This window comes from Flavobacterium sp. 1355, assembly GCF_017833415.1.
Taxonomy (GTDB): Bacteria; Bacteroidota; Bacteroidia; order Flavobacteriales; family Flavobacteriaceae; genus Flavobacterium.
Map to the genome: position 1 here is coordinate 107,374 of NZ_JAFICC010000001.1, position 26,052 is coordinate 133,425.

Consider the following 26,052-nt stretch of genomic DNA (forward strand, 5'->3'; position numbering starts at 1 on the left):
TATTATTTTTCATATGATCACTTCACTGTCTATTAAAAATTATGCTCTGATTGAGAAACTTTCTATTGATTTTTCAAAAGGTTTTTCTATAATTACGGGTGAAACTGGGGCAGGTAAATCAATTATTTTAGGAGCTTTAGGTTTGGTTTTAGGAAAAAGGGCCGATTTAACTTCCTTAAAAAATAAAGAGGAAAAATGTGTAATTGAGGCGCAGTTTGAAATCTCCAAATACAATTTGGCAGCTTTTTTTGAAGCAAATGATCTCGATTATGAAGAAGAAACTATCATAAGACGTGAAATTTTACCTTCGGGAAAATCACGTGCTTTTATTAATGACAGTCCGGTTAATCTTCAGGAATTACAGGATTTAAGTTTGTTTTTGATAGACATTCATTCGCAGCAGCAAACTCAGGAGTTGTCTGATGAAAATGTTCAATTTAAAATAATTGATGCCATTGCAAATAATTCCGAAACGATCAATTCGTATCAGAAACTTCTAAAAGAGTACAAAACAGATAAATCAAAACTAAATGCTTTGTTGAAAAAACAAAGCGATTCTGGCAAGGAACAAGAGTATAATACTTTTTTATTGAATGAATTAGTTACCGCCAAACTCAAATCTGGAGAGCAGAAAGAATTGGAAGCTGATTTTGAAAAACTAAATAATGTTGAAATTATAAAAGAATCAATAGAAAAATCTCTGTCTATTGCCAATGAAGAGCAATTTGGCGTTTTTCATAATCTTAATGAAATCAAAAATGCGCTTCATAAAATAGTTTCTTTTTCTCCTGATTATCAGAATGTTTTTGAAAGAATTTCAAGCCTAACAATCGAATTTGATGATATTTCAAAAGAATTAGAAAATGTTTCAGAAAAATTATTAAATGATCCTGAAAAGTTAGAGCTGACGAATCAGAAACTGCAATTAATTTATAATCTCCAGAAGAAGCATCAGGTTTCTTCTGTAGAAGAGTTGCTTCAGATTCAGGCAGATTTAGAAACAGCTGTTATCGAATTAGGTAATATTGAAGAAGAAATAGCTGCGTTATCAAAATCAATTGAACAAAAAGTTCAGGAATTAGATGCTTTTTCACATACAATACATCAAAACAGACAAAATGCAATTCCGGTTCTGTCAAATCAGTTAATTTCGATTTTAGAAACTTTAGGAATGCCAAATGTTCGTTTTAAAATAGAACTTATACCTTCTGAAACTTATTTTCAAAATGGAAAAGACGAATTGCAATTCCTTTTTTCAGCAAATAAAGGAACTGATTTCGGGTTATTGAAAAAAGTTGCTTCCGGCGGAGAAATGTCACGTATTATGCTGGCCGTTAAGGCAGTTTTGGCAAAATACTCCAAATTACCAACTTTAATTTTTGACGAAATTGATACTGGTGTTTCAGGAGAAATTGCAATCAGGATGGGCGAGATTATGAAAGAAATGAGTACTGCCATGCAAATATTTGCCATTACGCACCTTCCGCAAATAGCTGCAAAAGGTGATTCGCATTTTAAAGTTTTCAAATCAACCGTTGATAATGATACGCAATCTGAACTAAAATTGCTGTCTCAGGAAGAAAGAATTGTAGAAATTGCCCAGATGCTTTCGGGGGCCAACATCTCAAATTCAGCATTAAACCACGCAAAAGAATTATTAAATTAAGAATACTGAAATATGGAAAGTTTGAGTCATTATGAAAACCAATTTATAAAAGCCGATTCATTAATATCTGAAGGTAATATCGCTGATGGAAAAGAATTATTAGAAGAAATATTAGCACAGTATCCTGACTTTGGAAAAGCTCATAATCATTTAGGCTGGATTTATTATAATAAATTAAGTAATTATGATAAAGGAATTTATCATTATAAACTAGCCATGAAATTCGAACCAAAATATCCCGCACCTTATCTGAATTTTACTTATTTGCTTATTGATATAGGACGATATGCAGAAGCTAAAGAGCACATTAGCTTTACGATGAAAAATTTAGAAAACGTAGATCATTCTTCTTTTAACAGCGAATTAGGAAGAATGGCAGAATATGAAAGCGAATATATTTCGGCTTATAATTATTATAAACTGGCCAAAAAAAATGCTCTGAATCCAAATTTTATAGACAATATGAATGCTAACATGAAAAGGGTTAAGGATAAAATGTCTATTTTTGAAAAATTAAAACTAAAACTCAATTAATACAATAAATAATTACAAGATGATTATAGAACCTAGAATGAGAGGATTTATTTGTTTGACTGCCCATCCTGAGGGAGCTGAACAAAATGTTAAAAATCAAATCAAATATGTCAAATCAAAAGGAGAAATCAATGGAGCTAAAAAAGTTTTAGTGATTGGTGCTTCTACAGGTTTCGGGCTAGCTTCAAGAATTACTAGTGCTTTTGGTTCTGGTGCAGCAACAATTGGAGTGTTTTTCGAAAAACCACCGGTTGAAGGAAAAACAGCTTCTCCGGGATGGTATAATTCTGCAGCATTTGAAAAAGAAGCTCATAAAGCGGGTTTATATGCAAAAAGTATCAATGGTGATGCATTTTCAAACGAAATAAAAAGAGAAACTCTTGATTTAATAAAAGCAGATTTAGGACAAGTAGATCTTATAATTTATAGTTTGGCTTCTCCTGTGCGTACAAATCCTAATACAGGAGTTATGCACCGTTCAGTTTTAAAACCAATTGGACAAACCTTTACAAATAAAACTGTTGATTTCCATACAGGAAAAGTGTCTGAGGTTTCTATTGCTCCGGCAGTTGAAGAAGATATTGAAAACACAGTTGCTGTAATGGGAGGTGAAGACTGGGCTATGTGGATTGATGCTTTAAAAAGTGAAAATTTATTAGCAGAAGGCGCTACTACAGTAGCATATTCATATATTGGACCATCATTGACAGAGGCGGTTTACCGTAAAGGAACTATTGGCCGTGCAAAAGATCATTTGGAGGCTACAGCATTTTCTATCACTGACAGTTTAAAATCTGTTGGAGGAAAAGCGTATGTGTCAGTAAATAAAGCTTTGGTTACTCAGGCGAGTTCAGCAATTCCGGTAATTCCTTTATATATTTCCCTTTTGTATAAAATTATGAAAGAAGAAGGAATTCATGAAGGTTGTATCGAGCAGATTCAACGTTTGTTTCAGGATAGATTATACAACGGATCAGAAGTTCCAACAGACGACAAAGGAAGAATCAGAATCGATGATTGGGAAATGCGTGATGATGTTCAGGCTAAAGTAGCTAAACTTTGGTTAGAAGCAACTACAGAAACTTTACCGGAGATAGGAGATTTAGCAGGATACAGAAATGATTTTCTAAACTTATTCGGATTTGAATTTGAAGGAGTTGACTACAAAGCAGAAGCAAATGAGGTAGTTGAGATAGAAAGTATCAAATAAATACAGATTACGATAAATGAAAAACCATCAACCAAAAGTTGATGGTTTTTTTGTGAATATACCATATCTTTGTTAAAATTTTTAGATTAACAATAATTACTACTTTAATACCTCATATTCCATTATGATTTTTTCTTTAATTATACCCGTGTATAATCGCCCGGATGAAGTTGATGAACTTTTAGAAAGCCTGACTAAATCTGATTATAATGAAGCATTTGAAATTGTTCTGGTCGAAGACGGTTCATCAATACCATGCAAAGATGTTGTAATGAACTATCAGGGAAAACTCAATATTTCCTATTACTTTAAAGAGAATTCAGGGCCTGGAGATTCAAGAAATTTTGGAATGCAAAAGGCGAGAGGTGATTATTTTATCATTTTTGATTCAGATTGTATTATTCCGCCCAATTATCTGACTGAAGTTAGAAAAGAATTAAATACACAATATGTAGATTGTTTTGGAGGGCCGGATAAAGCGCTTGCCAGTTTTTCGAATATTCAGAAAGCGATTAACTTTGCTATGACCTCATTTCTTACAACCGGCGGAATTCGTGGGGGCTCAGAGAAGATAACTAAATTTCAGCCCCGAAGTTTTAATATGGGGATTTCAAAAAAAGCGTTTGAGGCTTCAAAAGGCTTTGGTAATATACATCCGGGAGAAGATCCTGATCTTTCGATTCGTTTATGGAATTTAGGTTTTGAAACCAGATTGTTTCCCGATGCTTTTGTTTATCATAAACGTAGGATAGACTGGGAAAAATTCTCTGTTCAGGTACATAAATTTGGGATTGCAAGACCTATATTAAATAGCTGGTACCCAGAACATAATAAGCTGACATTCTTCTTTCCGACAGTATTTATTGTAGGATTGTTAATAGCTTTTTTACTATTAATATTCAATTTTGATATTTTTTTACAATTATATTTTGTATATTTCGTTATAATTTTTCTTACAGCAAGTATTCAGAATAAAAGTATTAAAATTGGATATCTGTCTGTAATAGCAGTTTGGAAACAATTCTATGGTTATGGAACAGGATTTTTAGAATCATTCGTTAAAATTATTCTTTTAAAGAAAAAACCACAAGAAGCTTTTCCTCGTATGTTTTTTAAAGTATAGTATGACAAAAGTTATTGGCTTAACGGGCGGAATTGGCAGTGGTAAAACAACTATTGCTAATTATTTTAAAGAATTAGGAGTTCCTGTTTATATAGCTGATGACGGAGCCAAAAATGTAATGCAGTCTCAAAGTATAATTGATAGTATAAAAGAAACTTTTGGGAATGCCATTTTTGACGATACTATTTTAAACAGGGCAAAATTAGCAGAGATTGTATTTAATGATAAGGATAAACTAAATCAGTTAAATAGTATAGTGCATCCGGCCGTTAAAAGAGATTTTGAGGCATGGTTATTGGAACATCAAAATTATGAATACGTTATTTACGAAGCTGCAATATTATTTGAAAGCGGCCGATATAAAGAATGTGATTTAATTATAACAGTTACTGCTCCCGAAGAAGTGAGGATAGACAGGGTCTTAAAGCGAGACAATACCACAAAAGCTCAGGTTTTAAGCCGCATGAAAATGCAATGGAATGATGAAAAAAGAATTTCCGGAAGCAATTTTGTAATTAATAACGATAATCTTAAAAATGCTAAACAAGAAGTTGTTAAAATTCTTAAAATTTTGAATATTAAACAAAATCAGTCTTAAATGTTAATATTTGGTTAATGTATTATTTAGTATATTGTTAAAATATTAATTTTGTTTCGATGAATAAATTATTTTTTAGAATACTTGTTTTGCTAATGAGCTTGTCCTTAATAGGGATAATTCTGGTTCAGGTATATTGGTTTAACTCGTCTTTTAAGAATAATGACGAACAGTTTAAATATCATGTAACCCAAGTAATTGGTAATGTTGCTGATAAGCTTGAAAAGCAAGAATTGTACAGTTTTGCCGATCAGGTAAACAAAATAAAAGACAGTACAGGTAAAATTCCAAAAAAAGAAGATTTACTTCAGGTTTTATTTGTTCAGAGAAATAAAAAGACAAATAAAACTATTGTATACACTAACACGTTAAGTGCTGAGGATTATGATATGAATGGATCACTGTTTAATAAAAAATTCAGCAGTGAAAGATTTAGGAATTTCAGTTCAAAAAGAGTTACTGAAATCTATAACAATAATAATGGTATTGATAATAATGTTCTAGGACAAAGTATTATACCGGATATTAAAATTGAAAAAACAGGCAGCCTTGATATTTTAAATAAGGTACAGCAGGAGATATCAATAAAAGATGCTGCAGATGCTTTACCTCTTGAAGAAAGAATCTCCAAAGAGAAATTGCACGGACTTCTTAAAAAAGAACTTGAAGAATACGGTGTCAAAACTAAATTTGAATTCGGGGTTCTAAATAGCGGTCTCGCAACTAAAGTCAGATCAGATGCCTTTCATTATGATAAAGATGCAAGTTACCACGTGCCCATCTTTACTAATAACGAAGGAAGTAGTAAATATGAATTGTATATTACATTCCCTCACAAAAAGAAGTTTTTATTATCTGAGCTATTAAGCATTACCATACTATCAATAATTTTTACACTAATTATTATAGTAGCTTATACAAGTGCATTGAATCAATTATTACGTCAAAAACATATTTCTGAAATCAAAACAGATTTTATAAATAATATGACGCATGAGTTTAAAACTCCAATTGCGACAATTAATTTGGCTCTGGATGCAATTAGAAATCCTAAGATTATTGAAGATAAAGAGAAAGTCTTTCGATATCTGCAAATGATCAGGGACGAAAACAAAAGGATGCATGCTCAGGTAGAGAATGTACTTCGAATTTCGAAATTAGAAAAAAGAGAATTAGATATCACTAAAGAACCAACTGTAATTCATGATATAATTGATGATGCAATTGAACACGTAAATCTAATTTTAGAAGATAGAAAAGGAACTGTTGTTAAGCATTTTAATGCGGCCAGAACAACTTGTTTGATAAATGAAGTCCATTTTACAAATGTCCTTGTAAATATTTTAGAAAATGCAATAAAATATTCTCCTAATACTCCTGAAATTGAAATTTTTACAGAAAATGTCAAGGACGTAATACTGATAAAAGTCAGAGATCATGGTTTGGGTATGAGTAAAATAGCTCAAAAGAGAGTTTTTGAGAAATTCTACAGAGAGCACACGGGAGATTTGCATAATGTAAAAGGACACGGTTTGGGTCTTGCGTATGTAAAAAGAATAGTTGAGGATCACAATGGTCAAGTATATGTTGAAAGCGAAAAAGGAAAAGGTAGCACCTTTATAATAAAAATACCATTAATAAATTAAAATATGGAAAATAATAACAAAAGAATACTTTTAGTAGAAGATGACCTAAATTTTGGCGCTGTTCTTAAAGATTATCTAATGTTAAATGACTTTGAAGTTACTTTAGCTAAAAACGGTATGGAAGGGTTCGAAAAATTCAAAAAAGATGTATATGATTTATGCATTCTGGATGTAATGATGCCTTATAAAGATGGTTACACTTTAGCGAAAGAAATTAGAGAAAAAAACAGCGAAGTGCCTATTATTTTTTTAACAGCAAAATCTATGAAAGAAGATGTGTTAAAAGGATATAAAGCTGGTGCTGATGATTATTTAAATAAACCTTTTGATTCAGAAGTTTTATTAATGAAAATTAAAGCAATTATTCAAAGAAAATCTGCTGACACAAAAGCTGAGCAAGTTCAGTTTGAATTTAATATTGGTAAATTTCACTTAAATTCAAAATTAAGATTCCTGACTTTTCAGGATGAAGAGCCAATCAAATTGTCACCAAAAGAAAATGAATTGCTTAAAATGTTAATTCTTCATGAAAACGATTTGATGCCAAGAGAATTAGCATTGACTAAAATCTGGAGAGATGATAACTACTTTACTTCAAGAAGTATGGACGTTTACATCGCTAAACTTAGAAAATATCTAAAATCTGATGAGGATGTAGAAATTTTAAATATTCATGGTGAAGGTTTCAGACTAGTTGTTAAAAGCAAAGTAACTGAATAAATTAATTCGACTTCACTTAATAAAAATATAAAGCTCTGAGAAATCAGAGCTTTTTTATTGTTCAAAACAGAATCTTATTTCCAGTTTAGCTGCAAGGCAAAACATGTTTTGTCTTCCTTCGTAATGCTGAAAGTTGTGTCAGCTTCTGTTTCACTTTCATGAATTACGACATTGTCATTTAGTGATAGTTCTTTCATAAAATTCATTTCGAAGCTTTTAATCTGTTGTTTTAAGATTTTTTCAGGTTCAACATGATCTAGACACCACTCCAGGTATTTTACATTATTTGCATGATTTACAATATCCAGATCTGATAAATACACCGTTTTTTCAAATACAGATTCTTTTTCAGGATTTACATTTATTTTAGAGAACCCTTCCAGTGTTGCTCTTTTTTCAGGAAAAAGTTCAAAGTGTTCATATGGCAAAGCCAATCCCTCAGGACGGCGTGTTCTAGTGTTAAATACAGCCCAAAATGTTTCGCTTCCCACTATTTTTTCTCCATTTACATACATTTCGAGTGCGCGGACAGAACGGGAATTTTCCAGACTGTTAATCCACGTCTTCACAGTTACAACATCCTGCCATTTTGGTAAGGCTGTAATTTCTACGCGCATCCTGCTTAAAACCCATGCCTGATCAAATTTCTGCATGTCTGTAAAGCTGATTCCTCCAACTTCTGAATGTGCAGCAGCAGTTAATTGAAGCAAATTGCATAAATCTGTATATTTTAAATATCCATTTGGGGTACATTGTGTGAAATTTATTTCCCAGTCTTTGCTTAATACTGAAGTGAAATTTGGAGATATTGGCATTTTGAATTTTAGATTTATTTTTAGAGAATAGAGTGAAGAGTATAGAAAAAGTTTTGTTTTTACTTTAGATTTTCTTCGATGTATTTTATTATTTCTTTTCTATCTGTTGCATAATCAAACCATCTTGTGTTTTCGTTTCTTTTGAACCAGGTTAATTGTCTTTTAGAGAATCTTCTTGTATTTTTTTTGATTTCTTCGATTGCGAACGGCAATGAGAATTCTCCATCAAAATAACTAAATAATTCTCTATAACCGACCGTTTGAAGTGCATTTAACGCTTTATTAGGATACAACTCTTTTACTTCTTCCAGTAATCCCTGATTCATCATAATATCTACCCGCTGGTTGATTCTGTTGTAAATAACTTCTCTGTCAGCATCTAATCCAATAAGGATAGGGGTAAAGGTCCTGTTGTTCTTTTTTTGGTTTAAAAATGAGGAATAAGGCTTTCCTGATCCAATACAGACTTCTACAAAGCGCATCATTCGTTGTGGATTTTGTAATGTTTGCGGATTTTCGAGAGTTATTTTTTGATAATAATCAGGATCCAGTTTCTTTAATTGCTGTTGAAGGTATTCAATTCCTAGTTTTTCATAGTTGGAATTTACTTCAGATCGTATTGCAGGATCAATTTCGGGAAATTCGTCAAAGCCCTTTAAAATGGCGTCTACATATAAACCAGACCCACCAATTAAGATGGCAAAATCGTTGGTTTTATATAATTCGTCGAGTTTTTGTAATGCTTCTTTTTCGTAATCTCCAACTGTGTAATTTTCGAATATTGATTTGTTTTGTATAAAATGATGTTTCGCAGCTGCCAGTTCTTCCTGACTGGGAACGGCCGTGCCAATTGTCATTTCTTTGAAAAACTGACGGCTGTCGCAGGATATAATTTCGCAATTAAAGTGTTGCGCCAAAGTAATGCTTAAGGCTGTTTTTCCTATAGCTGTTGGTCCGACAATGGTTATTAGATATTTCATATTTTTTAGCCCGGATGGAAATGGAAACCCCGGAATTATAGTTGTTAGTTTTTTCTGGTATAAAAGAGCGACCAGCGGAAGCTCCTTTTATGCCTTGAAAAAATAACAATTATAATGAGGAGTTGTAATGTACAGCTGGATTGGCTTCATAAATTAATTATTGGGTAATTCTGTACCACATTCGTAGCAATATTTTGCACTGTCAAAGTGGACTTGAGAGTTGCATTTTTTGCATGTTTTTTTTGTACTGACGGAGTTGTTCCTTAAACTGCTTTTGGCAAATTCTGCAGTAACAATACCGGTTGGTACAGCTATTATTCCGTAACCCATTATCATTACTAAAGAGGCCAAAAATTGTCCTAACGGAGTTGCAGGAGATATATCGCCGTAACCTACTGTTGTTAAGGTTACTATTGCCCAATAGATGCCTACTGGAATGCTTGTAAAACCGCTTTCTTTGCCTTCTACCACATACATCATGGCGCCAATGATTACGGCACTTATACTAACAAAATAGATAAAAACAAGGATTTTTTCTTTACTGGCTTCAAGTGCTTCTTTTAATTGAAATGATTGATGTGAAATCTGAGGAATATGCAGAATTTTGAACAATCTGAGAAAACGAAGTACACGTATCATTGTGAGCACACTTGTTGCTGGGAAGAATATGGAAAGATACATAGGCAATATTGCCAAAAGGTCTATAATGCCATAGAAACTAAAGATATATTTGATGGGTTTTTGAATGGAAATTACACGCAAAAGATATTCGATTGTAAAGAAAATAGTGATAATCCATTCACAAATAAGTAGATATGAATGATATTTATAACTGATACTTTCGACTGTATCGAGCATGACCAAAAGAACACTTAATAAAATTAATCCAAGAAGAACCAAATCGAACATACGTCCTAAAACTGTATTGGTTCCGTAAAGAATTATTTTAACTCTTTCTCTAAAAATCTCGTATTTTGATTTGTTTTTTGTCATTCCTACGAAGATACGTAATGTTTGTAAGTATTAAAAGTGAAGAATTTTAAGGTTTTTGCTTTTTCGGATGTAATTGTGAATTATGTTTTTGACATCCCGGTTATTTTGCATCGGAATGAGGATATTTTTGAGGATGTCAATATTTGTAATTTGATAATTCAAATCATAATAGGCATATCCTTTATATATACCATTTTCTATTAAAACAGCACTTCTTTCATTTACATTTCTTCCTCTGTCTATCAGAATCATGCTTTTGTTTTCGAAACTATTTTCAGCCAGCAATTCTTTAACTCTTGCGTTGTATATTTCTGGAGTAATTTCTCCTATACAAGCACCATCACATTCTTTGATTTTGTATTGAAAACATTCTTTATTGGTTTGATATAATCCGGTTAATTTTTGACAGAGTGTATATTTTGCTGTTAACCTGAAAAGGGCGTTTTTGCCTTCCTGGATATTGGCGTAAGATGTGATTTCTTTTTTTCTGCCATCTGCTTTTTCAAGCTTTAAATTAAGATATCCGTTGCTGTCTTTTTCGGCGTATAAGGCGTATGGAAAAAATGTTTTTCGTTGTGAACGGTTGTATCTGGGACGATTTATTTTTACTTCTTCACTTTCTTTTAAAAGTGCGATCAGCTCACTGCCGGTTTCATCATAGGTAATGGTAAAAACTTCTGCCTGAATTCTTTTGCTTTTGGTTGTGATTCCTGTAAAATGCTGGTTGATCCGCTTTTTTATATTTTGGCTTTTGCCGATATAAATAAGTGTACCTGCTTCATTATAAATATAATAAATACCGGTTTTGGCTGGCATTTGATTTACCAGATCCAATAGTTTTGGAGCGATACCTTTTTCTACTTCGAGTTTTATAAAATCTTTTACGATTGTTTTTTCCAGGTCTTTTTCCAAAAGCATTTTAAACAGCTTTACAGTTGCCATTGCGTCTCCGCTGGCACGGTGCCTGTCTGCCATCGGGATGCCGAGTGCGCGGACCAATTTTCCTAAACTATATGATGTTTGCTCAGGAATAAGCTTTTTGGCAAGTTCTACTGTGCAAAGTGTTTTGGCTTCAAAATCGTAGCCCAGACGGCGAAACTCTGTGCGAAGGATACGGTAATCAAAAGAAGCATTGTGTGCTACTATAATACAATCGGAAGTAATTTCGATTATTCTTTTTGCTACTTCAAAAAATTTGGGAGCAGAACGCAACATAGCGTTATTAATTCCGGTTAATTTAACCACAAAGGGCTGAATCGGAATTTCGGGATTGACAAGGCTAATAAATTGGTCAACTACTTCATGTCCATCAAATTTATAGATGGCGATTTCGGTAATTCCTTCTTCATTAAACTGGCCTCCGGTTGTTTCTATGTCTAGTATTGCGTACAAATTCTGTATTCTGTCAGGGTTCTTAGTAATTGGTTAAAATCTATAATTTGTAATTGGCGTTATCGGCCTCCAAAAATGCTGCTTCCGATACGAACCATTGTGCTGCCGCACTCAATTGCTAATTGATAATCGCCGGACATCCCCATTGAAATTGTACTTAATTGACAATTTGAAGTTTTATTTGTTTTAATGGAGTCAAAAATAGATTTTAAATGTGTAAATTCTTTTTTTATTTGGTTTTGGTCTTCTGTGAAAGTTGCCATTCCCATTAAACCTAAGATACGAATATTTTTTAACTCTTTGAACGCTACATCAGTTAAAAGTTCTTTTAATTCGCTTTCGTCTAAACCAAATTTTGATTCTTCTTCGGCAATGTAAACCTGAAGAAGACAATCTATAATGCGGTTATTTTTTAAAGCTTGTTTGTTAATTTCCTGTAATAATTTCAGACTGTCAACACCATGGATCAAACTCACAAATGGTGCCATAAATTTGACTTTATTCGACTGAACGTGACCAATCATATGCCATTGAATGTCTTTTGGCATTTGTTCCCATTTATCGGTCATTTCCTGGATTTTATTTTCTCCGAAAATGCGTTGACCGGCTTCATAGGCCTGCATTAAGTCTGAAACAGGTTTTGTTTTAGAAACAGCAACTAAAGTTACGTGTTCAGGCAAACTTTCCCTGATTGTATTTAAATTCGATTGAATCGACATGATATTTCTTTTTATGAAAGAATAAATTGCTTAGAGATTTTCTCTGCTTTTTTGCTTTCGCTGTAATCATAAAAACCTTCACCGGATTTTACACCCAATTTTCCTGCACGAACCATATTTACCAATAATGGGCAAGGAGCATATTTTGGATTTTTAAATCCGTCGTACATTACATTTAGAATGGCGAGACAAACATCCAGACCAATAAAATCAGCTAGTTGAAGCGGTCCCATTGGGTGTCCCATTCCTAATTTCATTACGGTATCAATTTCATAAACTCCGGCAACTTTATTATATAACGTTTCAATTGCCTCGTTTAGCATAGGCATTAAAATTCTGTTTGCCACAAAACCGGGATAATCGTTTACTTCAACCGGAACTTTACCTAACTTTTCAGATAAATCCATGACGATTTTAGTTATTTCATCGCTGGTATTATATCCGCGGATGATTTCAACTAATTTCATAATAGGCACGGGATTCATAAAGTGCATTCCAATAACACGTTCAGGATGTGAAACAACGGCTCCAATTTGTGTTATAGAAATAGATGAAGTATTTGTTGCCAGAATAGTATTATGAGAACAGGCTTCGTTTAATTGTTTGAAAATATTCAATTTTAACTCTACATTTTCTGTAGCCGCCTCAACTACTAAATCAACACCAACAACGCCGTCTTTAATATCTGTATAAGTAATAATATTGGTTATTGTTTTGGCGACTTCTTCCTGAGTAATCGTTCCTTTAGATAACATTCTGTCCAGGTTTGCAGCAATAGTTGCCATTCCTTTGTCTAATGATTTCTCTGAAACGTCAATTAGTTTTACGGTAAAACCACTTTGTGCAAAAGTGTGTGCAATTCCGTTACCCATTGTTCCTGCTCCAATTACAGCGATAGTTTTCATTTAATTTTAGGTATTTTGTTTTTAAAAGTTAAGGTCTAAAGAGGCTTTTTTGCCAGCTTTAAACCTTAAAAAAATATAAGTTATGTTTGATTTTACTTTTTGAAACAATCAATGATTTGATAAGCCACACGTAATGCATCTGTAGCTTGTTCCAATGTAACGACCGGAGTTGTATCTGTTTTGATTGCATTTGCAAACGATTCCAATTCATCAAGAATTGCATTGTTTTGCTCTACATCCGGATTTGTAAAGTAGATTTGTTTTTTGACACCTTCGGCATTTTGAAGAATCATATCAAAATCTCCCGGTACTTCCGGTGCATCTTTCATACGCACTACTTCGCATTTTTTCTCCAGAAAGTCAACAGAAATATATGCATCTTTCTGAAAGAAACGAGTTTTACGCATGTTTTTCATCGAAATTCTGCTGGCCGTTAAATTCGCAACACATCCATTTTCGAATTCAATTCTCGCATTTGCAATGTCTGGAGTATCACTAATTACAGAAACTCCGCTTGCGTTAATCTTTTTTACCTCTGAATTTACAACACTCAAAATAGCATCAATGTCATGGATCATTAAATCTAACACTACAGGAACGTCTGTTCCGCGCGGATTAAATTCGGCCAAGCGATGTGTTTCTATAAACATCGGATTTTCGATCATGTTTTTTGTAGCGATAAAGGCAGGGTTAAAACGCTCAACGTGACCAACCTGGCCTTTTACATTGTATTCTTTTGCCAAAGCAATAATTTCTTCAGCTTCTTCAACCGTGTTAGAGATCGGCTTTTCTATAAAGATATGTTTTCCTGATTTTATGGCTACTTTAGCACATTTATAATGCGAAAGTGTGGGTGTGACAATGTCAATAACATCGACAGCGTGAATTAATTTTGCAATGGTGCTGAAGTTTTTATAGCCAAACTCTTTTGAAATTCTTTCGGCATTTTCCTGATTTTCGTCGTAAAATCCAACTAATTCGTATTTGTCAGATTGTTGTAATAAACGTAAATGTATTTTACCAAGATGACCAGCACCTAAAACTCCTACTTTTAACATGAGAATGTATTTTAAACAAAAATATAATTTATTTGTCGAAAGTGAAAATGAATGGAACAAAGATTTAGCGATTTAATAATTAAAAATCAATATTTGATTTACTTTTTAGTTTCTTATTTTTGCAACAATAAAACCTACCCATTTTGAAAGATACTGCAAAACATCAAGGACTTCGTAATCAATTAGTAAGCACTTTAGAACAAAAAGGGATTACCGATAGAGCTGTTTTGGAGGCAATAAAAAAAATACCGAGACATCTTTTTCTGAATTCGAGTTTTGAAGACTATGCTTATCAGGACAAAGCATTTCCGATAGGAGCAGGGCAGACAATTTCGCAACCTTACACTGTTGCATTTCAATCACAATTATTAGAAGTTAAGAAAGACCATAAAGTATTGGAAATTGGTACAGGCTCCGGTTACCAGACAGCCGTTTTGTTTATGCTTGGCGCTAAAGTATATAGCGTAGAGCGTCAAAATGAATTGTTTAAGGCAACTTCCAATTTATTTCCAAAACTAAATATTCGTCCCAAGCACCTTTCTTTTGGAGATGGTTATAAAGGATTACCCAATCACGCACCGTTTGACAGTATTATAGTTACGGCAGGTGCACCTTTTATTCCGAAGCCATTAATGGCGCAGTTAAAAATAGGAGGAAGACTTGTTATCCCGCTTGGTGAAGATGTACAGATAATGACACTGTTAATTCGTAAAAACGAAACGCAATTTGAGAAACATGAGTTTGGAGAATTTAGATTCGTTCCTTTATTAGAAGATAAAAATTAGAATGAAGAGAAGATTCTTAAATACTATGAGATTACCTCTTGCTCTTTATCTTTAAACAGAAAATCATTATAAATTATACTTTTTTAGACTCTAAAATTGCTTTTAAAGCCAATTTGTTTGAAGAGTAATTAGTTGAATTTCCTTTTTAGTTCTGAGACAGCCTCTTTTTATTTTTGTTACTTATGAAATTTAGCCACTTTGGCTAAAATTCATATTACCTTGTGTGTTTTTTCGGACTGAAATCGCGACAAATAATTATAGAGATAAAGTAATTAAAAATGATTTGTGGTGATGTTGTTTTTATTTTTAAATATATAAGAAAATACACTGTAAAATTATTAATAAAAATATTTAATGTAGTTTTTTTACTATATTTGATTGATAACTAATTAGTATAATATGAAAAAAACAAAAAAAATGAGAAAAATTTGGGGAATAATTACTCTATGCTTTTCGCCTATATTTATTCAATGTTCCAACGATGACAATAAAGTTGTAGAGCAAAAAGTGATGACAGAACAAGAAATAAATGAAATTATTCATTTAAGAAATTTTCTTTCAAAATCTTTAGAAATGGATTTCAAAAAAATTATTTGCGATTCAAACAAAAATGCTTTTATAATTGATGGAGACATAAAAATGTCTTTTGAAGATGCTAGGGATCATTTTAACTATTCTAAGTCAAAAATGACAAGTAAAATTAATCAAAGGGCTGATCTGTTTCAAATGACTACAGAAATAGCAGGGAATGTAAAAATTTATATAGCTCCAGAAGTTACGGCAGAATGGCGAACCGCAATAAATCAGGCAATTATTCATTGGAATAACATAAATTCAAGTATACATGTATCTATTATAGATTCTCCAACTTCTTCAAGTATTAATATTACTGTTATTAAAGAAGGAGCAGGTAATCTGGCTTATGCTACTTTACCACAATATAATCGTTTGCCAGGAAGAAGTATACAAATAAATTCTTACTACAATAATTCAGAGGCATATAAAAAACTTTGTACAATGACCCATGAATTGGGACATACTTTTGGTTTCAGACATACAAATGAAAATATTGGTCCTCAAATTCCATGTACTCCTCTTTATGATGAGGGTTCTGTAATGCAAATTCCAGTACATGAATGGAATAAGTTTAATTATTATGATAATATTGCAATTAGTTCATTATATCCAGTTGCTGCAGGGACAAAAAAGCTATATAGATTTAGACAATATCATAATGGACTATATTTTTATTCAACGGATGCTTGTGAGATCACTCCTGACAAAGGGGGGTATGTTTTTGATGGTGAAGCGGGATATTTATTTTCGACGCAGGTTCCCGGAACGGTGCCTCTATATAGATCAAATCTCGGAATCGGAGTTGCTACTCTGGGACATAAATTAAGTACATCTCGGATATCATCAAAAGATATTCTTTTAGGGTATTTGTATTCTGCTAAACAATCAGGAACAACTGCTTTATATTGCATTAAAAATTTTGGAAAACAAGATATGTATTCAACTCAAAAAGAAGGTTCAAATCCATTAATTTATGGATATGTTTTACATAATTTATTGAGCAATGAATAAGATGATATTATTTTAGATTACTATCAAGGTATTATGAATGATAATTTCAGATTTTAAGAAAATCATATGGTTATATAATTTAGTAAAGCCCAATTTAGTTGGGCTTTTTTATTCGGTGAGTATTTTAATATATCTTTCGAGACTTTCTTTTTGGATTTGAGCAATAAAAAGGAAAAAATCCTCTTTGTCATTTTTGATATGTGCTGTTTCTAAAGATTTATAATACTGAATTCGGTTTTCGTAATCTCCTTTTATATTTGCAATCGGATACCCTTTTTGCATTAGAATTAAATTCATAATTAATCGGGATGTTCTGCCGTTTCCATCAATAAAAGGATGTATTGCGATCAGTCTTTCGTGCATTTCTGCGGCTAAAATGACAGGATGTAATTTGTTTTTGTTGATTTCATACCAAATAAAATATTTTTCCATCTCTTGTTGAACCATCAAAGGCTGAGGAGGGGTACGAGCACTTTCCTGAATCATAACGGGAACTTTTCTGTAACGACCCGCATCTTCAGGAATTATTCCCCGAAGAATTAAGTTATGAATAGATAAGAGATCACGTTCATTTAACGAAGTGCTTTTACTGATTAAGTCTTTTATGAAACCAATAGCTTCCTGATGATTAATGGTTTCCAGATGTTCCCGCATGCTTTTTCCTGAAATCGTTAATCCTTCATTGATGACCATGTCAGTTTCGCGAAGGGTCATTGTATTTCCTTCAATTCTATTACTCTCAAATGTGTATTCTAATTCAAGTGCCTGTTTAATTTTATAACTGTCATATTTGCGATAAGAATCTAATTTTTCCTTTAGTGAATCTATCTCTTTTAGAATTTTTTCTAATGAAGTTGATAACTTAAAATTTGTAACAGTTTTATTGTAAATAATTTCGTGTTCTGCAAGTTTTAAAGCTTTCAATGCAAATTCGTCGTTGCCAATTTCATAAAGAATCTTCTCTTTGAGCCATGCAATCATAAGTGTTTCATAATCAATTTCTAAAAGCTGTGCGAGTTTAGAAATTTGCTCTTTGGTTGGCTTCCTTGTTCCGGATTCAAATTTGCTTATTAAAGCTTGGTCAATATCAGCGAGCTGCGCCAATTCTCTTGTTTTAAATCCTTTTGCTTCCCTGGCATTTTTTAAAAGAGATTTCATTTGATGAAAATTTTAGTCTTGACAAATTTAGTCATTACCTTATAAATAAAAAAAGCAATAATTGAATTACTGCTTTTAGAAATTATTATTTTGGAGGAAGTGAGCCATCTTTTCTCATTTCTTTTACCACAGCCTGCATAATAGCATCAACAGTTTGTCCGACATCAGTCACATACTCAGATTTGGTGGTTCCTGTCCAGATTAATTTATTTTGTTTTAATGAAAAAATATTCGTTTCTACCATGTATGAAGTAGTTTCCTGATAATAACCCGGATCATAAAAATTTGGAGAATACATTCCATACCAATTTCCAAAACCATATCCATACATTCCCGTATACATTCCATCAAAACCTCCATAGTACATTCCCGTATAAGTTCCCGGGACATAAGTAGTTTCCTTTTCTTTACTAACGAGACGCATAGTAACCACGCCGTCAAAATTTTCGTCCTGTAGAATTTTTAGCTGTTGTTCTTTAGTTAAATGCAAAGTAGTTCCATTCATATACTGATAGGAAGTTTTGAAGATGGGATTGCTGGCCGCTATGCGGTTCTCTGCAGTTCTTCTGGTAGCTTCATCTTTGACTAATGCAACAACCAAAACCTTTTTGAATTGTTCCTGTGCTACAGTGATATCAGGATCTCGCCAACTACTTACAATTGAGGTATTGCTGCTGCAGCTTATAAGAAAAAGAGTGATTAACAAAATGGTATATTTCTTCATGGTTTTATACTTTAAAATTAATACTATAGTAAATTTAAGTATAAAATACTAGAAAACAATTATTTAGGTAATGTGCTTTTTAGTTATAAGCTTTTTTGATTCTGTCCAGATCACGTTTTGTATCCTGTTCTTTTAAGGATTCGCGTTTGTCGTAATTTTTCTTTCCTTTACAAAGGCCAATCTGAAGTTTTGCCAGTCCCTTTTCGTTTGTAAATAATTTTAAAGGAACAATTGTCAAACCTTTTGCCTGAACATTTTTATGAAGTGTTTTTAATTCTTTTTTATTTAAGAGCAGCTTTCTCTCACTTCTTGATTTATGGTTGAACTGATTTCCAAAAGAATATTCTTCAATATAAGTATTGATTGCAAAAAGTTCTAAGTTGCTAAATTCACAAAAGCTTTCTGTAATATTTGCTTTTCCTAATCGTATGGATTTTATTTCGGTTCCGGATAAAACGATACCTGCAGTATAAGTGTCTATTATTTCGTAATCGAAACGCGCTCTTTTATTAAGTATATTGACTGATTTTAACATAATGCAAATGTAAGATAAAAATGAAAAACTTTAATACTGCTAAAGATAATTAAAGATTTTTTTTAATCTATGATTTTCATCATCATTGATAGAAAAGCTTACTCATAAGTTTGTTGAATAATTTAAAACAAACTAAAGATGAAAAAAATTGTAACATTCGTAAGTTTAGTATTAATCGGTTTAACAGCAAAAGCTCAGGAATCTGGTCAGGGGCTGAAAGGTGCCTGGTTCGCTACGTCACAATTTGGTTATCAACAAACCAAAACAGCAGACGTTAAAAATACAAATATGTCGGTAATTCCTATTGTAGGGACATTCGTAACGCAGTCTGTAGCAATTGGAGCAGGTTTGGGGTATATTAATATGAAATCTGCTTCTGATCAAGGAACATCTGCAAAAACAGATTTAATTGTAATTCAGCCATTAGCAAGAAAATATTGGAATATTGCAGGTTCTCTTTATTTCTTCGGACAAGCGGCTTTACCGGTTATTACTGGTAAAGAAAAAGAAAGTGGTAAAAAAATAAATCAGGTTGGTCTGTCTGTATCAGGAGGATTTGATTATTTTGTTACTAAGAATTTCTCTGTAGAATTTTCTTATGATTTAGCAAATTTTACTTCAACAACAATAAAACCGGAAGAAGGAGAAAAAACAACTGTAACAAATTTTGGATTGGCGCATATGGCAAATGTTGATTCAGCTTATTTAGTTGGAGGTTCCAATTTAACATCTCCACTGGCTGTCGGGTTTAAATTTATATTCTAATCATAACTCATGATTTAGATTTCATTTTACTAATTTTGTAAAAGAGAAAGACCGTACTTTTTTAGAGTACGGTCTTTTTAATATTATTTAAAAAATATAAAATGCAATCTAACGATCCATTACACGGAATTACACTTAAAGTTATAGTCGAAAAACTAGTTGACTATTATGGTTTTGATACTTTAGGCGAACTGATTCCTATAAAATGTTTTACTGTAAATCCAAGTGTCAAATCGACTCTTACTTTTTTGAGAAAAACAGATTGGGCACGCCAAAAAGTAGAAGAATTGTATGTAAAATCAATTCCTAAATTTCCTGTAAACTAGTTTAATTTATAAGAAATCATAACACCTCCGCGATAAGGAAGCCATTCTCCGCTTTTATTCCATTCTTTGGCTTTTTCATATCTTCCCGGAGTTCCATCATTGTAATATCCATGATAAAATCCCTGGTGCCAGCCACCGCCAACAAAAATATCCAATAAAAATTTATCGTTTAGCTTTACGTTATAACCTACTGTTGCTCCTAGTCTGTAGCCAAAACCATGTTCGTATTTGTTGGTGTCAAAATAATCCCATTTTTGTAATTCATACACGTCTGGTCCTGCATGTGCACCCACATAAAAGCCATTATATTTTTCTTTAAAATGATAACGAATTTCCGGCGTTAATGTGCAGAATTTCATAGGGCTATTTCCATTGAAAGACTCCCAAAAAGAAGCCATTATATCAACACTAAAAGTGGTTTTTTCTCCAATACTGGTTTCAATTCCGATATTTGGTATTGCAATTGCTGCTGTCGCGGCATTAAACTTTAGATAAGTCTGACTTTGAGATTGAATCGAAAAGAAAAGAACAAATAGGATTAAGGCGTTTTTCATAAAATCGTTTTTCGTGGTAAGAAAATAAGTTTATCGGTTTATTTTCGGGTGCAAATATAACGCAAAACAAAAAGTACTAGTATGAAAACACCTTTTTTATATGATATTTCTTCGATATTAAAAACATAAAATTCTTATTTATCTAATAATGAATAAATTACTTTGTCTAAAAATTTGCCTTCCCAAAATTCAGCTTCTTTTAAATGGGCTTCTTTAACAAAGCCACATTTTTCTAATACTTTTTCTGATGCAAAATTTTCAGGATCAATTACAGCTTCAATTGAATGTAGCTTTAAATCATCAAATCCATATCTTATTAGTTTGTTTACAGCTTCAGGTATAATTCCTTTTCCATGAAAATCAGGAGATAACATATACCCAATCTCTGCACGATAATTTTCGGGCTGCATTCTGTAGAAACCAATTATTCCCAATAACTTTGGATTATCTTTTAATGTAATTCCCCAGTTAATACCAACATTTGTGGCAATTTTGTCTTCTATCATTGCGATATGTTCAAGTGCATCGTCATTATTTTTTACTAACGGGCGCGGAATATATTTCATCGTTTCAGGGTTCGAACGCAATTCAAAAACTTCATTTACATCATCATTAGTGATGCGTCTTAAAAGTAAACGTTCGGTTTCTATAACAGGAAATGGAGTAAAATTAAAGTCTAACATATGTATAGATTATAATATTTGAATACTAAATTTTGCATTGAAAGTGTCGTTGGCATCCAAAACCAAAATTCCTTCTTTTTTGAATAAATCACCAGTATTATCAGCTGTATCTGAGTAACCAAACCAGGGTTCGATACAAACAAATGGAGCCTGTTCCTTTGTCCAGATGCCCAAACTTGGAAAATCTTTGAAGTTTACTTTTACATAAGGCTTGGAATTTTCAAGTATTGTTAGTGAATTTGATTCTAAAGTTTTAAAAACCAACGCATCATTTTCAAACAATTTATAATTTAAAGGAACCAGATTGTCTTTTGTTTCTAAAATTTCAGTTTTATCAGAAATCAGATCATTTTCAAGAAGATTGTATTTTAAGGTTTCTTTTTTTTCAAACTGAAAAGCATAATTTTCAAAATCCTCAGGTAAAGCAAGAGCAGGATGAGCACCTATAGAAAATGGAATTTTAGAATTTCCTTTATTGGTTACCTTATAAGCAATAGTTAATTCTTTTTCTTCCAAAGTGTAAATCAGTTGTAACTCAAAATCAAAAGGATATTTCTGAAGCGTTTCTGCATTTGACTGTAACGAAAAAACAGCACTGTTTTCAGTCTTATCAATTAATTGAAATTCCATATCCCTTGCAAAACCATGTCTTGACAGTTGATATTCTTTTTCATAAATTGTATAAGTATTGTTTTTTAAAGTTCCTACAATCGGGAAAAGAACAGGAGAATGTTTACCCCAGAAGGCAGGATTACCTTCCCAGATATATTCTTTGTTTTGATTGTCCTTTATTGAAAATAATTCAGCTCCTGAATGTTTTATAGAAGCTGTTAAACTTGAATTTGAGATTGTTGTATTCAAAATTTTTAAAATTGAAGTAAAGTAAATTTTTAATTGAATGTAAATATATTTTATAAATTTTAGTTTTTTGAGAATTTGCTTAAATTATTTTTTTGATAAAATTTTACAAAAAATAAATATGTGCCTAAGTTTTTCTCTGTAAATAGCTTTTTTTTTCATTAATTTGCTATATAAACAGCTAAAAAATATGAAAAAGCATTCTTCAAAAGCCTTATTAACCATGGCTTTATTTGTTGGAATTTCTTCTGTTTGGGCGCAGCAAACGCCAGCTACAACAGCCGCTAATTCAACAAACAATTACGATTATCATGATGCATTTGCACCACATTTTTACACCAAAAATGGTACGCCAACGCGTGCTGCAAGTGGTCAGCCGGGCGTTGAATATTGGCAAAACAGAGCTGATTATCAACTAACAGTAAAACTAAACAATACTACAAATGAACTTGTTGGTACTGACGAAATTACGTATACAAACAATAGCCCGGATAAACTGTCGTTTTTGTGGTTAAATTTAGATCAGAATTTATTTAAAGAAGATTCAAGAGGAAATGCTTTAGTACCTTTAACAGGAAGCCGTAACGGGGCACAAGGTCAGGTATTTGATGGTGGAAATAAAATTAAATCTGTAAAAATAATTTCAGGAGGAAAAAACAAAACTGAAACAGTTGCTAAATACATAATTACTGATACCAGAATGCAGATTTTCCTTCCGCAGGAATTGGCTTCAAAAGGAGGATCAGTAAAAATTAAAATTGAATTCTCCTTTATTGCTCCTTTTGAAGGATCAGACAGAATGGGAGTTTTGGAAACCAAAAACGGTAAAATTTTCACTATAGCGCAATGGTATCCTCGTATGTGCGTATACGATGACGTAAGAGGCTGGAATACTGCACCTTATTTGGGAGCTTCTGAGTTTTATCTGGAATATGGCAATTTTGATGTCAAAATCACCGTTCCGGCAAATCATTATGTTGTTGGGTCAGGAGAATTGTTAAATGGTGCAGAAGTATTGCCTGCAGAACAATTTAAACGTTACAAAGAAGCCTCGCAAAGCGACAAAACAGTAATCATTCGTTCTGCCCAAGAGGTAGCTGCAACTGCAAATACAAATGCTACAGCTGAAAAAACATGGCATTATCAAATAAAAAATGCGCGTGATTTTTCATGGGCATCATCACCGGCTTTTATTCTTGACGGAGCAAAAATCAATCTTCCAAGTGGTAAGAAATCATTAGCACTATCGGCTTATCCTGTTGAAAGTGATGGTCAGGGAGCTTACGGACGTTCTACAGAATATGTAAAAGCATCAATTGAGCATTATTCCAAACAATGGTTTGAATATCCTTATCCGGCAGCTACAAACGTTGCAGGAAATGAAGGCGGAATGGAATATCCAGGAATTGTTTTCTGCGGATGGAAATCAAAAGGACAAGATTTATGGGGTGTTACAGATCACGAATTCGGACATATCTGGTTCCCGATGATTGTAGGTTCAAATGAGCGTTTATTTGCATGGATGGATGAAGGTTTTAATACTTTTATAAATTCATTGAGTACAGCTGCATTTAATAATGGAGAGTATAAAGAACAGCCAACAGATTTACATCATGAAGCTGAACCTTTTACCCGCCCTGACTTAGAGACAATTATGAGTTCACCTGATAATATGAAAGAAGCCAATATTGGTATGCTGTGCTACTTTAAACCAAGTGCCGGTTTAGTGATTTTAAGAGAACAAGTACTTGGAAAAGAGCGTTTTGATATTGCTTTTAGAACTTATATACAACGTTGGGCATACAAACACCCAACACCAGATGATTTCTTTAGATCAATGGAGAATGTTGCCGGTGAAGATTTGAGCTGGTTCTGGAGAAGCTGGTATGTAAACAACTGGCGTTTTGATCAGGGTATAAACTCAATTAAATATATTAAAAATGACCCTGCAAAAGGAGTTATAATCAATATAGAGAATTTTGATAAAATGCCAATGCCAATTGTGGTCGATGTTAAAACAAAAAGTGGTAAAGTAACAAGAGTTAATTTACCTGTAGAAATTTGGCAGAGAAACAAATCATGGTCTTTCAAACACAGTTCAACTGAGGAAATAGAAAGTATTACTTTGGATCCTGATCACGTTTTTCCGGATAATAATGAGTCAAACAATGTTTGGACCGCCGGAAAAGGTACAGTAGAAAAAGCTATTATTATAGATGGATATTTAGGTAATTACGTTACATCAAAATCTCCATTGACAATCAATTTGGTAGACAAGAATAGTGTTTTAACAGCAGAACTTCCGAACTATCCAAGCTTCGCTCTGGATCCGGTTGCAAACGAAAAAGATACATTTGAATCATCCAGAGCAGGATTGAGATTTAAATTTAATGAAGCTAAAACTGGTTTTGATATGACAATTTTAGGAAATGGTCAGGTAATGCAGTTTACTAAAAAATAGAATAAAAAAATGCAATATATTCAAAACCCGATGATTAGAAATGATTATCGGGTTTTGTTTTTTAATTTAAAGTTTCAAGTTCAAGTTTCAGCTTTCAGGTTTTCTTTGAGAGATAAAAAAAACTCAGAACCTTAGCAACTCAGAACCTTAGTGTCTAAAAAAAACAACATTACATTAAAAAAATGTTAGAATTTTATTTTTTTAGTTTGTAAATAAAAAAATAGTGTACTTTTGCACCGATGAATAAAATAAGTTTACATATAACTTCTTTGTCACGGACAAACCTGCCTTGTACCTCTCCCGAGGTACGGATACTATCTCTATAGTATTCACAGAGTTTTTCGCCGTATATTTATTCATATCCCTTTTTCATTTTGAAATCACATAATTTGTCCTTTGGACAAACATATCAAAAAAGTATTTATTATTTTGTAAATTTTCTTAATCAAGTTTTTGATTTTGAAGGAGTTACTTCTATTTTGATTAATTTTATTGGATTCAATTCTGGATTTCAAACCAAACAAAGTGCTTTAATTTTTAACGCTAAACTTCAATTATTGAAATGAAAATCTCTATTGTTGTTACTCAGGAAGAACACTTCAAATTCGCACAGGAAATATGCGATACAATAGAATCATCTGCCTTGTTGAGAGGTACGGGGATTGCTAAAAGAACTCCTGAATACATTCAGAAAAAAATGTCGAATGGTGATGCAATGATTGCTCTGGCAGACGGGAAATTTGCAGGTTTTTGTTATATCGAAAGCTGGCAGCACGGAAAATTTGTTGCACATTCGGGATTAATTGTACATCCTGACTACAGAAGCTTAGGTTTGGCAAAAAAAATAAAATCAAAGGTTTTTGATTATTCCTTACAGAGATTTCCTGATGCCAAAATATTTGGTATTACTACCGGTTTGGCTGTTATGAAAATTAACTCTGAATTGGGATATAAACCAGTTCCTTTCTCTGAATTGACTACAGATCCTAGCTTTTGGGCAGGCTGTAAAACTTGTACAAATTACCAAATTCTGCAAAGCAAAGAAAATAAAATGTGCCTTTGTACCGGTATGTTATACGATCCAAAAGAAAAACAAAAAAATCCGCCGAGACATCCTTTTAATGAAGCCGTTTTAAGCAGATTGAAAAAAATCAAACAGGCTTTGTTTTTAAATAAATTATTGTCGTTTATTTTTTTATTAAAATTTTAAATTAGAAAAAATCTCAAACTGCTATATACGAAAGTATTAGCCTAAAT

Annotated in this window: 26 protein-coding genes; 13 read left to right on the forward strand and 13 right to left on the reverse strand. The window is 32.6% G+C overall.

Annotation, left to right across the window (positions count from 1 at the left end):
- The first annotated feature begins 13 nt into the window (after nucleotides 1–13).
- From recN to JOD96_RS00500, 7 genes are all read left to right on the forward strand, one after another.
- Entirely contained in the window at nucleotides 14–1,666 is a 1,653-nt protein-coding gene (recN, locus tag JOD96_RS00470) for a DNA repair protein RecN (protein WP_209562300.1), read from the forward strand.
- Nucleotides 1,667–1,678: 12 nt separating this feature from the next.
- Nucleotides 1,679–2,200, forward strand: a complete 522-nt coding sequence (locus JOD96_RS00475) for a hypothetical protein (protein ID WP_209562301.1) — start codon at nucleotides 1,679–1,681, stop codon at nucleotides 2,198–2,200.
- 19 nt (nucleotides 2,201–2,219) lie between these two features.
- Nucleotides 2,220–3,410, forward strand: coding sequence for an enoyl-ACP reductase FabV (gene fabV, locus JOD96_RS00480; protein ID WP_209562302.1), 1,191 nt, complete (start codon nucleotides 2,220–2,222; stop codon nucleotides 3,408–3,410).
- 124 nt (nucleotides 3,411–3,534) lie between these two features.
- On the forward strand, nucleotides 3,535–4,533 hold the full coding sequence (locus JOD96_RS00485) for a glycosyltransferase (RefSeq protein WP_209562303.1): 999 nt from the start codon (nucleotides 3,535–3,537) through the stop codon (nucleotides 4,531–4,533).
- 1 nt (nucleotide 4,534) lies between these two features.
- The gene (gene coaE / locus JOD96_RS00490; protein ID WP_209562304.1) at nucleotides 4,535–5,131 is read left to right on the forward strand and encodes a dephospho-CoA kinase; all 597 of its coding nucleotides are present in this window, start codon (nucleotides 4,535–4,537) and stop codon (nucleotides 5,129–5,131) included.
- A 59-nt stretch (nucleotides 5,132–5,190) separates the two neighbouring features.
- Entirely contained in the window at nucleotides 5,191–6,777 is a 1,587-nt protein-coding gene (locus tag JOD96_RS00495) for a sensor histidine kinase (RefSeq protein WP_209562305.1), read from the forward strand.
- 3 nt (nucleotides 6,778–6,780) lie between these two features.
- Complete coding sequence (locus JOD96_RS00500; RefSeq protein WP_116754164.1) at nucleotides 6,781–7,497, forward strand: response regulator transcription factor; 717 nt, start codon at nucleotides 6,781–6,783, stop codon at nucleotides 7,495–7,497.
- Between the two features lie 74 nt (nucleotides 7,498–7,571).
- Here the strand turns inward: JOD96_RS00500 and JOD96_RS00505 are convergent, their stop codons facing one another.
- The 7 genes from JOD96_RS00505 to JOD96_RS00535 all read right to left on the reverse strand — a co-directional run bounded on the left by JOD96_RS00505 (nucleotide 7,572) and on the right by JOD96_RS00535 (nucleotide 14,359).
- Nucleotides 7,572–8,312, reverse strand: coding sequence for an acyl-[acyl-carrier-protein] thioesterase (locus JOD96_RS00505; RefSeq protein WP_209562306.1), 741 nt, complete (start codon nucleotides 8,310–8,312; stop codon nucleotides 7,572–7,574).
- Nucleotides 8,313–8,371: 59 nt separating this feature from the next.
- Complete coding sequence (gene miaA, locus JOD96_RS00510; protein ID WP_209562307.1) at nucleotides 8,372–9,292, reverse strand: tRNA (adenosine(37)-N6)-dimethylallyltransferase MiaA; 921 nt, start codon at nucleotides 9,290–9,292, stop codon at nucleotides 8,372–8,374.
- Between the two features lie 153 nt (nucleotides 9,293–9,445).
- Nucleotides 9,446–10,285, reverse strand: a complete 840-nt coding sequence (locus JOD96_RS00515) for an ion transporter (protein WP_209562308.1) — start codon at nucleotides 10,283–10,285, stop codon at nucleotides 9,446–9,448.
- A 30-nt stretch (nucleotides 10,286–10,315) separates the two neighbouring features.
- On the reverse strand, nucleotides 10,316–11,677 hold the full coding sequence (locus JOD96_RS00520) for an exonuclease domain-containing protein (RefSeq protein ID WP_209562309.1): 1,362 nt from the start codon (nucleotides 11,675–11,677) through the stop codon (nucleotides 10,316–10,318).
- A 59-nt stretch (nucleotides 11,678–11,736) separates the two neighbouring features.
- Entirely contained in the window at nucleotides 11,737–12,396 is a 660-nt protein-coding gene (locus JOD96_RS00525; RefSeq protein ID WP_209562310.1) for a YggS family pyridoxal phosphate-dependent enzyme, read from the reverse strand.
- A gap of 11 nt (nucleotides 12,397–12,407) precedes the next feature.
- Nucleotides 12,408–13,301, reverse strand: coding sequence for a 3-hydroxyacyl-CoA dehydrogenase family protein (locus tag JOD96_RS00530; RefSeq protein WP_209562311.1), 894 nt, complete (start codon nucleotides 13,299–13,301; stop codon nucleotides 12,408–12,410).
- A 92-nt stretch (nucleotides 13,302–13,393) separates the two neighbouring features.
- Nucleotides 13,394–14,359, reverse strand: coding sequence for a Gfo/Idh/MocA family protein (locus tag JOD96_RS00535; RefSeq protein ID WP_209562312.1), 966 nt, complete (start codon nucleotides 14,357–14,359; stop codon nucleotides 13,394–13,396).
- 143 nt (nucleotides 14,360–14,502) lie between these two features.
- Between JOD96_RS00535 and JOD96_RS00540 the strand changes: the two genes are divergently transcribed.
- Both JOD96_RS00540 and JOD96_RS00545 read left to right on the forward strand, forming a co-directional pair.
- Entirely contained in the window at nucleotides 14,503–15,144 is a 642-nt protein-coding gene (locus tag JOD96_RS00540) for a protein-L-isoaspartate(D-aspartate) O-methyltransferase (RefSeq protein WP_209562313.1), read from the forward strand.
- Nucleotides 15,145–15,543: 399 nt separating this feature from the next.
- Entirely contained in the window at nucleotides 15,544–16,731 is a 1,188-nt protein-coding gene (locus JOD96_RS00545; protein WP_209562314.1) for a M57 family metalloprotease, read from the forward strand.
- A gap of 108 nt (nucleotides 16,732–16,839) precedes the next feature.
- On the opposite strand, the gene JOD96_RS00550 is transcribed toward JOD96_RS00545, so the two are convergent.
- The 3 genes from JOD96_RS00550 to smpB form a co-directional block, all read right to left on the reverse strand.
- A complete protein-coding gene (locus JOD96_RS00550; protein WP_209562315.1) occupies nucleotides 16,840–17,889 on the reverse strand; it encodes a Fic family protein in 1,050 nt (349 codons plus the stop codon).
- Between the two features lie 85 nt (nucleotides 17,890–17,974).
- Nucleotides 17,975–18,613 carry a hypothetical protein gene (locus JOD96_RS00555; RefSeq protein ID WP_209562316.1) on the reverse strand — a complete coding sequence of 213 codons (639 nt, stop codon included), beginning with the start codon at nucleotides 18,611–18,613 and terminating at the stop codon, nucleotides 17,975–17,977.
- 79 nt (nucleotides 18,614–18,692) lie between these two features.
- Complete coding sequence (gene smpB, locus JOD96_RS00560; RefSeq protein WP_116754153.1) at nucleotides 18,693–19,148, reverse strand: SsrA-binding protein SmpB; 456 nt, start codon at nucleotides 19,146–19,148, stop codon at nucleotides 18,693–18,695.
- 138 nt (nucleotides 19,149–19,286) lie between these two features.
- Here smpB and JOD96_RS00565 point away from each other — a divergent pair, with 138 nt between their 5' ends.
- Nucleotides 19,287–19,913, forward strand: coding sequence for an outer membrane beta-barrel protein (locus tag JOD96_RS00565; protein WP_209562317.1), 627 nt, complete (start codon nucleotides 19,287–19,289; stop codon nucleotides 19,911–19,913).
- A 101-nt stretch (nucleotides 19,914–20,014) separates the two neighbouring features.
- On the forward strand, nucleotides 20,015–20,239 hold the full coding sequence (locus tag JOD96_RS00570; protein ID WP_209562318.1) for a VF530 family DNA-binding protein: 225 nt from the start codon (nucleotides 20,015–20,017) through the stop codon (nucleotides 20,237–20,239).
- Here the strand turns inward: JOD96_RS00570 and JOD96_RS00575 are convergent.
- From JOD96_RS00575 to JOD96_RS00585, 3 genes are all read right to left on the reverse strand, one after another.
- Nucleotides 20,236–20,793, reverse strand: a complete 558-nt coding sequence (locus tag JOD96_RS00575; protein WP_209562319.1) for a DUF3575 domain-containing protein — start codon at nucleotides 20,791–20,793, stop codon at nucleotides 20,236–20,238. The genes JOD96_RS00570 and JOD96_RS00575 overlap by 4 nt on opposite strands.
- A gap of 134 nt (nucleotides 20,794–20,927) precedes the next feature.
- Nucleotides 20,928–21,476 carry a GNAT family N-acetyltransferase gene (locus tag JOD96_RS00580; protein ID WP_209562320.1) on the reverse strand — a complete coding sequence of 183 codons (549 nt, stop codon included), beginning with the start codon at nucleotides 21,474–21,476 and terminating at the stop codon, nucleotides 20,928–20,930.
- A 9-nt stretch (nucleotides 21,477–21,485) separates the two neighbouring features.
- Nucleotides 21,486–22,337, reverse strand: coding sequence for an aldose 1-epimerase family protein (locus JOD96_RS00585; protein WP_209562321.1), 852 nt, complete (start codon nucleotides 22,335–22,337; stop codon nucleotides 21,486–21,488).
- A 187-nt stretch (nucleotides 22,338–22,524) separates the two neighbouring features.
- On the opposite strand from JOD96_RS00585, the gene JOD96_RS00590 reads away from it, so the two are divergent.
- Together JOD96_RS00590 and JOD96_RS00595 are read left to right on the forward strand one after the other, a co-directional pair.
- Complete coding sequence (locus JOD96_RS00590; protein ID WP_209562322.1) at nucleotides 22,525–24,795, forward strand: M1 family metallopeptidase; 2,271 nt, start codon at nucleotides 22,525–22,527, stop codon at nucleotides 24,793–24,795.
- 562 nt (nucleotides 24,796–25,357) lie between these two features.
- Nucleotides 25,358–26,005, forward strand: coding sequence for a GNAT family N-acetyltransferase (locus JOD96_RS00595; protein ID WP_209562323.1), 648 nt, complete (start codon nucleotides 25,358–25,360; stop codon nucleotides 26,003–26,005).
- The last annotated feature ends 47 nt before the right edge of the window (nucleotides 26,006–26,052 follow it).

Excerpts from the sequence above, each read along its gene's own strand:
- recN (WP_209562300.1), top strand. The coding sequence starts at position 14 with ATGATCACTTCACTGTCTATTAAAAATTATGCTCTGATTGAGAAACTT.
- JOD96_RS00475 (WP_209562301.1), top strand. The coding sequence starts at position 1,679 with ATGGAAAGTTTGAGTCATTATGAAAACCAATTTATAAAAGCCGATTCA.
- fabV (WP_209562302.1), top strand. The coding sequence starts at position 2,220 with ATGATTATAGAACCTAGAATGAGAGGATTTATTTGTTTGACTGCCCAT.
- JOD96_RS00485 (WP_209562303.1), top strand. The coding sequence starts at position 3,535 with ATGATTTTTTCTTTAATTATACCCGTGTATAATCGCCCGGATGAAGTT.
- coaE (WP_209562304.1), top strand. The coding sequence starts at position 4,535 with ATGACAAAAGTTATTGGCTTAACGGGCGGAATTGGCAGTGGTAAAACA.
- JOD96_RS00495 (WP_209562305.1), top strand. The coding sequence starts at position 5,191 with ATGAATAAATTATTTTTTAGAATACTTGTTTTGCTAATGAGCTTGTCC.
- JOD96_RS00500 (WP_116754164.1), top strand. The coding sequence starts at position 6,781 with ATGGAAAATAATAACAAAAGAATACTTTTAGTAGAAGATGACCTAAAT.
- JOD96_RS00505 (WP_209562306.1), bottom strand. The coding sequence starts at position 8,312 with ATGCCAATATCTCCAAATTTCACTTCAGTATTAAGCAAAGACTGGGAA.
- miaA (WP_209562307.1), bottom strand. The coding sequence starts at position 9,292 with ATGAAATATCTAATAACCATTGTCGGACCAACAGCTATAGGAAAAACA.
- JOD96_RS00515 (WP_209562308.1), bottom strand. The coding sequence starts at position 10,285 with ATGACAAAAAACAAATCAAAATACGAGATTTTTAGAGAAAGAGTTAAA.
- JOD96_RS00525 (WP_209562310.1), bottom strand. The coding sequence starts at position 12,396 with ATGTCGATTCAATCGAATTTAAATACAATCAGGGAAAGTTTGCCTGAA.
- JOD96_RS00530 (WP_209562311.1), bottom strand. The coding sequence starts at position 13,301 with ATGAAAACTATCGCTGTAATTGGAGCAGGAACAATGGGTAACGGAATT.
- JOD96_RS00535 (WP_209562312.1), bottom strand. The coding sequence starts at position 14,359 with ATGTTAAAAGTAGGAGTTTTAGGTGCTGGTCATCTTGGTAAAATACAT.
- JOD96_RS00545 (WP_209562314.1), top strand. The coding sequence starts at position 15,544 with ATGAAAAAAACAAAAAAAATGAGAAAAATTTGGGGAATAATTACTCTA.
- JOD96_RS00550 (WP_209562315.1), bottom strand. The coding sequence starts at position 17,889 with ATGAAATCTCTTTTAAAAAATGCCAGGGAAGCAAAAGGATTTAAAACA.
- JOD96_RS00555 (WP_209562316.1), bottom strand. The coding sequence starts at position 18,613 with ATGAAGAAATATACCATTTTGTTAATCACTCTTTTTCTTATAAGCTGC.
- smpB (WP_116754153.1), bottom strand. The coding sequence starts at position 19,148 with ATGTTAAAATCAGTCAATATACTTAATAAAAGAGCGCGTTTCGATTAC.
- JOD96_RS00565 (WP_209562317.1), top strand. The coding sequence starts at position 19,287 with ATGAAAAAAATTGTAACATTCGTAAGTTTAGTATTAATCGGTTTAACA.
- JOD96_RS00570 (WP_209562318.1), top strand. The coding sequence starts at position 20,015 with ATGCAATCTAACGATCCATTACACGGAATTACACTTAAAGTTATAGTC.
- JOD96_RS00575 (WP_209562319.1), bottom strand. The coding sequence starts at position 20,793 with ATGAAAAACGCCTTAATCCTATTTGTTCTTTTCTTTTCGATTCAATCT.
- JOD96_RS00580 (WP_209562320.1), bottom strand. The coding sequence starts at position 21,476 with ATGTTAGACTTTAATTTTACTCCATTTCCTGTTATAGAAACCGAACGT.
- JOD96_RS00590 (WP_209562322.1), top strand. The coding sequence starts at position 22,525 with ATGAAAAAGCATTCTTCAAAAGCCTTATTAACCATGGCTTTATTTGTT.
- JOD96_RS00595 (WP_209562323.1), top strand. The coding sequence starts at position 25,358 with ATGAAAATCTCTATTGTTGTTACTCAGGAAGAACACTTCAAATTCGCA.